This is a genomic window from Bacteroides sp., from assembly GCF_028690125.1.
In the GTDB taxonomy this organism is placed as follows: Bacteria; Bacteroidota; Bacteroidia; order Bacteroidales; family Bacteroidaceae; genus Bacteroides.
Window position 1 is genome coordinate 246,995 of the sequence record NZ_JAQVBV010000003.1, and the last position, 7,381, is coordinate 254,375.

The window sequence follows — 7,381 nt, forward strand, 5'->3', positions numbered from 1 at the left end:
CTTAATAGCTTTTCATTATTCGATTACGATTTTGCGGATAACTCGGTTGTCGCGGTCGGCTACATAAATGACGCCATCCTTATCCATTGTAATACCTTCAGGGTGATTGAAAGAAGCTCTTAACGGTAAACCGTTTACCAAACCCTGTTGGTGACTACCTGCATAGATACTAACTACTTTTTCAGGAGTAATTTTGCGGATAACGTGATTGCCGCGATCGGCTACATATACGTTACCATCTTCATCATCTACGAGCTGCCATGGATCCCAAAAACGAGCTTCTTCTCCGGAACCGTTTTCGAAGCCTGCTTCTCCCCATTTGCCGGCAAGTACTTCTTCATTGCCAACAAACTTATGAGCAACAGGATCGTAAGCGCATCTATAAATCATATGTCTTCCTTTTACGATACGATAGAATATTCTACCATTTCTTCCCCAACAACAAAAAGATTCAAGTCCATTGGCTCTGTTAAATGTGTCTGCTAATTTGTAATCACTCGGATTCTTAGGATCACAATAATATACCATTCCGTCATTCCATTGAGTCCAGAATATGTATCCGTCTACCGGATTAACAGCCACACCATTACAATTTTCAGATACACCACGAACTACTCCCCGCGGATTAGAGAAACCGTTATCACGAATCATATAATATACAGGAGGATTATCTTTGCCATTTTGGTCGATACCCATATATAAGGTATCCTTGGTGACAGAAAAATCAATACCACGTTTACGCCCAATAGTATGTGCGAAGAGCGTATTCACACTTCCATCTTGACCGATTGCACGGAGACCACCGTACTCCTCGATAACATATAGAGTGCCATCATTGTCGAGAGTCATCCAAGTAGGACTATCAAAAGTAGCTGTCAATGGACTACCATCGGCCTGGCCTTGATCTCCTTTTCCGGCAAAGGTAGACACCATTTGCATTAGCTCGTAATCAAATTTTTTTTCAAAAGTGTAGGGCTTATTATTACCTATGGTAACTTGAATGTTGGTTTCTCCGCTTTCATCTACCGAACGTGCTCTTACTACAGCATAGATTTTGGTAGGGCTTACTCCTACAACTTTTGCTTTGCGATTGCCCACTTGTACTTTAATTAATGTGGTGTCATTGCCGAAATTAGAGCCCGTGATAATTAATTGAGTAGTAGATCCCCCTTTCTCAGGAGAAAACTTCTCAAATAATACAGGCTTTGATGGATCGTGTTCTGCTGTTGTATCATCATTACTACAACTAATGCAGAAGCCAAAAGATAATAATAGTAACAAAATACTCCAGTGCTTTTTTCTATTTATTACGTCTTTGTACATAATTAAAATATAATTAGATAATAAGATTCTGAATTAATTTTCTTTCTCAATTACATGGCATATTTATATAAATAATAGGTGCTTAGTAATCTAGAATATAATTAGAAAAATTAATTGCCGGTGCTCTGGAAAGGGCAGTTTTGCCTGGGGCAAATGTAATAGTAGCCTTTTTGTGTTGAATAGGCTTTGCTATTATTTGAGCCACTGATTTAATTAAGTGTTCCATAATAATTGATTTTTAGTATTCTCGGTGAGCCCTGAATTCTATTTTACATCAATATATGAGGAGAGGGCCCTTTTAACCTCAGTTATGATGTTGTTATTTAGTTTTCTAAATCATGTTTCTTTATTTAGTATCCGCTTAAAATGTGAAAGTAGTTATAGACCGGTTTCGGAAGGGAATAATTACAACTACTAAGTATTTATGCAGTTTTGTACTTGTCATGTTTTTGCTATAATATTTGATTTAACTTTCTGATTGTATGGATATGAATACGCTGCAAAGATAAAATAAAATTTTATACTAGTACGGACTGGTATGTATGTTGTAAAACACGTACTAGTCCGTATCAGTGTGCGAGTAATATTTGTATCTTTGCGCAAAAATTGATAAAGTAATGATAGGTAATAAATCAAAGTATAAATTAGTCGTTGATTATGTGATTGACGGAATTAATGAAGGTAAAATGAAAAAGGGTGATTGGATACCTTCTATTAATGAATTTAGAGAGATGTTTAGTTTGTCTCGAGATACCGTCTTTTCAGGGATACGGGAATTAAAATCGAGAGGAATTATCGAATCAAATCCAGGTGTTGGTTACTATATTGTAACTACTCGTGTTCCGTTTAATCATAATATATTTTTGCTTTTTAACGAGTTCAACGAGTTTAAAGAAGATCTTTATAATTCCTTTATAGGCTCAATCGGCAATTCAGCAATTGTCGATCTTTATTTCCATAATTACAATCGGAGGGTATTTGAGACTTTGGTAAATAACGCCAATCATAAATATACTACTTATATAATTATGTCGGGTAAGTTTGCAGGTATTGGCCCTTTGCTGGAGAGCCTGTCCGGCAACGTATTTCTTTTAGATCATTTTCATTCCGAATTGAAAGGCAAGTATTCATCTGTATTCCAGAATTTCGAGAAAGATACTTATGAGGCGTTGGTATATGGCTTACCTAATTTGAGGAAATACAAACATATTATTATGGTTCAGAAGGACTCGAAAGAACCTTTTGAACGATATAATGGGTTGTGCACTTTCTGCGCTGAATATGACTTTACCCATGAATGTATTGAAGAAACTCAAGGAAGGGAGATTGCTCCGAAAGAAGTTTATATGGTGGTAAACGACAGGGATTTAGTTGATCTGTTAAAGCAGGCTGAGCGTCAGCAGTTTATTCCCGGAAAAGATTTTGGTATTATCTCCTATAATGATACACCTCTGAAAGAAGTGTTGGCAGGAGGGATTACTACTCTTTCTACTGATTTTAAATTAATGGGCCGTACAATGTTTTCTCTAATAAACAAGAAGACGATTGAAACCATTGAAAATCCTTGGAATTTGAATATTCGCGGGTCGTTATAAGCGTGTTTATTTAGTGGTCTTAGTTAGTAATTTATCAATTTTTCTTTGTATATATAAATGAAGATATGCCAATAAGGTGGCACAACTGTGTTACCTTATTGGCATATTTGTAGCACTTTGGCACAATTATAGAATTAAAATGTTCTCTTTGTGAATGAGTACTTGCGATTAATCTTGCCAGGGGATATCTTGTTGGTAGTCGTCTTTCATTTCTTCTTCGTCAATGTCAATGCTTACATTGCCAGGGGTTCCCATGTGGTCGATATTAGTGAGTACAATAGTATGCATATAGTTTCTTTTGAAGGTTAATGAAGTGGCGAGGATTATTTTCTCCTGTTTGCCTTCCTGGCAGAGATATACTGTAACTTTTACTCCTTCGGTAAGTGGAGAGTTGGCGGGAATGGCAGCAGTTATATTTTTCATGCTGACCATCTGCGCTTCTGTTTCAGTAGTGCCTAAGTTTGGATTTGGAGCTGCAGGAAGGTAAATAGCCGGAGCACCATCCATCTCTATTCTCAGTTTACCGGCTTGCAAACCTGCTTGTTTGAATTTTACTCCGAAGAATCGTCTATATATTTTAATAATATTTGTTTTCCCCATTTTAATATCTCCTTTCTCAAGGACACCATGATAACGTTCAGCAAAGGGACGAGTATAGTTGTCCTGATTACCTGTTTTTATTTTGGTACTTTCGAGATTGTAGAGAGTCTTCTGTTGTCCGTCAGGTTGCTCGGCAGTAATGAATTTATCGGTAACTGTACCTAGTATTTTACCATTTCGTTCTAAATCCAAGGGGCATTGAATCTCGTTTCCAACCATGATTGAGTCTTTGGCACGTTTAATCATTGTACACGAAATACGATATTGATATCCGTCTATCAAGTTTAATTTTAGTTTATCATTTAAAGTAGTCCCCACATTGAAAATACCATAAGCATAAGGCTTTGATACAGTTGTCCCATCATTTTCCGCCAGCATTGTGACCGTAATTCCCAATAAATCTCGGGTATAATTAGGTACTGCACGTTCTAAGGGACGCTCGGTACTGAAACATTCACCTCCAAGATCTAGTTGTACTTCAGAATAAGTGATTTCCGGCTCTTCAAATAGATTTTTATCTTTGACGCAAGAGCTTAGGGAAAATGTTAGATACAGGTATCCGAAAATTGAGACACATTGTTTGAGTTTCATATTATCTGTGTTTTTGAGTTAATTAATCTATTATATTTCTTGGTTGTTATCTTCAGTAAGTTCGTTTTCATTCAGAGAAAAGTCTATATCATTGATATGGTCATTGATCTTTTTAATCTTAATGATGTTTTTCTTATTTCTTTGTAATTCTATTGCCTGGTTTGTGAACAGATTTTTCCATTTACCGTCAGCCGGTCGATAATCAATTGAAAAAAGAACTACTTCTTTACTATTTATTGTGCCATAAAATGAACCGGCTACTTCTGTCATTGTTACCACTTTCGCTTCAGTTTTTGATGTGCCGTTGTCGGAGTATAACAAGTAAAGTGGTGCAATATCTTTTGTTTGGATTTTGATGGAATCGCCATTGTGTAAGTCATCTGTTGTAAATTGTAACGAATAATAAGCCCGTTGTAATTGAATAGTAGTTTGCAAATAGGAATTACTCCCAACAGGAAAATCCAATTCATTACTGCCATAAAGATAATGTACAGTTGGATGAGAACTGATACTGTCCGACTTGATGTGCATACTCCCTTGATAAATTGACTGATAAAAGCATTCGTTCGCGTTTAATGGATTGATTGAGACAGATAGTTTGTTAGTAACTGTTCCATCTATACCCTTTTGGAGGGTAGATGAAAAGGGAAGTCCATAAAGTATTTGGCCATCTTGAGTTCTGTGAAATGGCAGTTCGCTCTGTTCGAGAAATCCGCAATCAAAGCGATATTTATAACCTTCTATCAAGCCTATATTGATATCTGAAATGTTGTCGAAAAGCCCGGAAGCATAAGGCTGATAGTAAGTAATACCCTTACCTTTCCAAAAAACATTGATTGCATACAAGCCGGATTTGTTAAATGAAGTGCGTATTAATGGCTCTGTATCTTGTTCTAATGTCGGCGAGACTATTAAACTTACATTAATCTCTTTCCCAATTGGGAAATTGGGAAATGGATTTTCATTTAATTCATTGTTGTCATTATTGCAAGAAACTATTACGATGACAAGAATATATAAATACCAATTTTTTATTTTCATAAGTACTGTTTGTTTGCTCATTGCAAATATATATTTTTTTCTTTAAAGAAAAAAATAACGGGAGATAGATTCTTTTCTATCTCCCGTTGCTTGTATAATTTCTTATTGTTCTGTTATATCTTATTGGCGCGCTTACGTTCCATTTCGTCCAGAATCACTTTGCGCATACGCATTGCTTTCGGAGTAACTTCTACATATTCGTCTTCTTTGATATATTCCAACGCCTCTTCGAGTGAGAACTGAACAGGGGGGATTAGACGAGCCTTGTCATCAGTTCCGGAAGCGCGGGTATTGGTCAGCTTTTTCGATTTGGTAACGTTTACTACCAAGTCTTTGTCATGCGCATGCTCACCTACTACTTGTCCTGCGTAAACTTCTTCCTGCGGGAAGATAAAGAATTTACCACGGTCCTGTAATTTGTCGATAGCATAAGCAAATGCTGTTCCACTTTCCATTGCGATGATGGAACCATTGGTTCTACGTTCTATTTCTCCTTTGTAAGGTTGGTACTCTTTGAAGCGGTGAGCCATGATTGCTTCGCCTGCCGAAGCTGTCAGTACATTGGTACGGAGGCCGATGATACCGCGTGATGGCATATCAAATTCAAGATTAATGCGTTCACCTGTATTCTCCATTTTCACCATTTCACCTTTGCGGCGAGTCACCATATCGATAATCTTGCTTGAATATTCTTCCGGTACATTAATTGTAAGTTCCTCAATCGGTTCACATTTTGTACCGTTTATTTCTTTATAAATAACCTGAGGTTGTCCTACCTGTAACTCATATCCTTCGCGGCGCATCGTCTCGATTAATACAGAGAGGTGCAGTACTCCACGACCGGAAACAATCCATTTGCCATCCTCTTCGCTCTTTCTTATGCGAAGAGCCAGATTTTTGTCGAGTTCCTTGGTGAGTCGATCGTGGATATGGCGTGACGTTACAAACTTACCATCCTTGCCGTAGAATGGAGAATCGTTAATTGTAAAGAGCATACTCATGGTAGGCTCGTCAATCGCGATTGGTGGCAATGCTTCGGGGTTTTCGTAATCGCAGATTGTATCTCCGATTTCAAATCCATCAATGCCTACTAATGCACAGATATCTCCTGAGGAAACTACGTCGGTCTTTATGCGGCCTAAACCTTCGAACACATGAAGCTCTTTTATTTTGGTCTTGAACTTATCACCATTACGTTTCACGAGTGTTACATTCATGCCTTCTTTCAGCATACCGCGATGAACCCGTCCTACGGCAATACGACCTGTGTATGAGGAATAATCTAAGGAAGTGATCAGCATTTGGGGAGTACCTTCCAGTTGTTCGGGAGCCGGAATATTTTCGATAATACAATCCAATAGGGGAGTGATATTGTCAGTCTGTTGTTTCCAATCAGTACTCATCCAATTATTTTTGGCAGAACCATAGATAACGGGGAAGTCAAGTTGTTCTTCTGAAGCATTCAGGCTGAACATCAAGTCGAATACCATTTCATAGACCTCTTCGGGACGGCAATTCGGCTTATCGACTTTGTTTACCACTACAATGGGTTTCAAACCGATTTCCAGTGCTTTTTGCAATACAAATCGCGTCTGAGGCATCGGACCCTCAAAAGCGTCGACTAAAAGAATACAACCATCGGCCATATTCAGCACGCGTTCTACTTCACCACCGAAGTCACTGTGCCCCGGAGTATCAATGATATTAATTTTAGTACCGTTGTAATTGATGGATACGTTTTTGGAAAGAATCGTTATACCACGCTCACGTTCCAAATCGTTGTTATCCAGAATGAGTTCACCACTATTTTGGTTACTGCGGAACAAATTTCCCGCCAATAACATCTTATCTACCAGCGTTGTTTTCCCATGATCGACATGGGCAATGATTGCAATGTTTCGAATATTTTGCATATAATACCTATTATTTGGGCGCAAAGGTACTAAAATTGGATTAGAAATATATGCTATATCCACATTTTTTTCCTGTAAATCATTGTAGGATATAAAGATAATATCTATCTTTGCACGCTCAAAAGAATAATTTACTATATCAAAATTCTAAAAATTATGTATTTAGACGCAGCTAAAAAGCAAGAAATCTTCGGAAAGTACGGAAAGTCTAACACTGATACTGGCTCAGCTGAGGCGCAGATAGCTTTGTTTTCCCACCGTATTTCTCATCTGACTGAGCACATGAAGCTCAACAGAAAAGATTATAGTACAGAGAGA

At 37.7% G+C, this 7,381-nt stretch carries 7 protein-coding genes; 2 read left to right on the plus strand and 5 right to left on the minus strand.

Translation table 11 applies throughout. The features are described from left to right. Window positions 1-15 precede the first annotated feature (15 nt). Both PHO71_RS03770 and PHO71_RS03775 read right to left on the minus strand, forming a co-directional pair. Complete coding sequence (locus PHO71_RS03770) at window positions 16-1,281, minus strand: IPT/TIG domain-containing protein (protein WP_300199111.1); 1,266 nt, start codon at window positions 1,279-1,281, stop codon at window positions 16-18. A gap of 124 nt (window positions 1,282-1,405) precedes the next feature. Next, complete coding sequence (locus PHO71_RS03775; protein WP_300199114.1) at window positions 1,406-1,549, minus strand: hypothetical protein; 144 nt, start codon at window positions 1,547-1,549, stop codon at window positions 1,406-1,408. Window positions 1,550-1,940: 391 nt separating this feature from the next. Here PHO71_RS03775 and PHO71_RS03780 point away from each other — a divergent pair, with 391 nt between their 5' ends. Then, a complete protein-coding gene (locus PHO71_RS03780; RefSeq protein WP_300199117.1) occupies window positions 1,941-2,918 on the plus strand; it encodes a GntR family transcriptional regulator in 978 nt (325 codons plus the stop codon). Between the two features lie 168 nt (window positions 2,919-3,086). Here the strand turns inward: PHO71_RS03780 and PHO71_RS03785 are convergent, their stop codons facing one another. From PHO71_RS03785 to typA, 3 genes are all read right to left on the minus strand, one after another. After that, complete coding sequence (locus PHO71_RS03785) at window positions 3,087-4,109, minus strand: hypothetical protein (protein ID WP_300199120.1); 1,023 nt, start codon at window positions 4,107-4,109, stop codon at window positions 3,087-3,089. Between the two features lie 30 nt (window positions 4,110-4,139). Beyond that, window positions 4,140-5,150 (minus strand): hypothetical protein, encoded by a 1,011-nt coding sequence (locus PHO71_RS03790; RefSeq protein ID WP_300199124.1) that lies wholly within the window; start codon window positions 5,148-5,150, stop codon window positions 4,140-4,142. A gap of 113 nt (window positions 5,151-5,263) precedes the next feature. Beyond that, a complete protein-coding gene (gene typA, locus PHO71_RS03795) occupies window positions 5,264-7,063 on the minus strand; it encodes a translational GTPase TypA (RefSeq protein ID WP_300199127.1) in 1,800 nt (599 codons plus the stop codon). Between the two features lie 156 nt (window positions 7,064-7,219). On the opposite strand from typA, the gene PHO71_RS03800 reads away from it, so the two are divergent. Continuing rightward, a partial coding sequence (locus PHO71_RS03800; RefSeq protein WP_300199147.1) for a 30S ribosomal protein S15 occupies window positions 7,220-7,381 on the plus strand: 162 nt, incomplete at its 3' end.

Coding starts and splice junctions, on each gene's coding strand:
- PHO71_RS03775 (WP_300199114.1), bottom strand. CDS start 1,549: ATGGAACACTTAATTAAATCAGTGGCTCAAATAATAGCAAAGCCTATT.
- PHO71_RS03780 (WP_300199117.1), top strand. CDS start 1,941: ATGATAGGTAATAAATCAAAGTATAAATTAGTCGTTGATTATGTGATT.
- PHO71_RS03785 (WP_300199120.1), bottom strand. CDS start 4,109: ATGAAACTCAAACAATGTGTCTCAATTTTCGGATACCTGTATCTAACA.
- PHO71_RS03790 (WP_300199124.1), bottom strand. CDS start 5,150: ATGAAAATAAAAAATTGGTATTTATATATTCTTGTCATCGTAATAGTT.
- typA (WP_300199127.1), bottom strand. CDS start 7,063: ATGCAAAATATTCGAAACATTGCAATCATTGCCCATGTCGATCATGGG.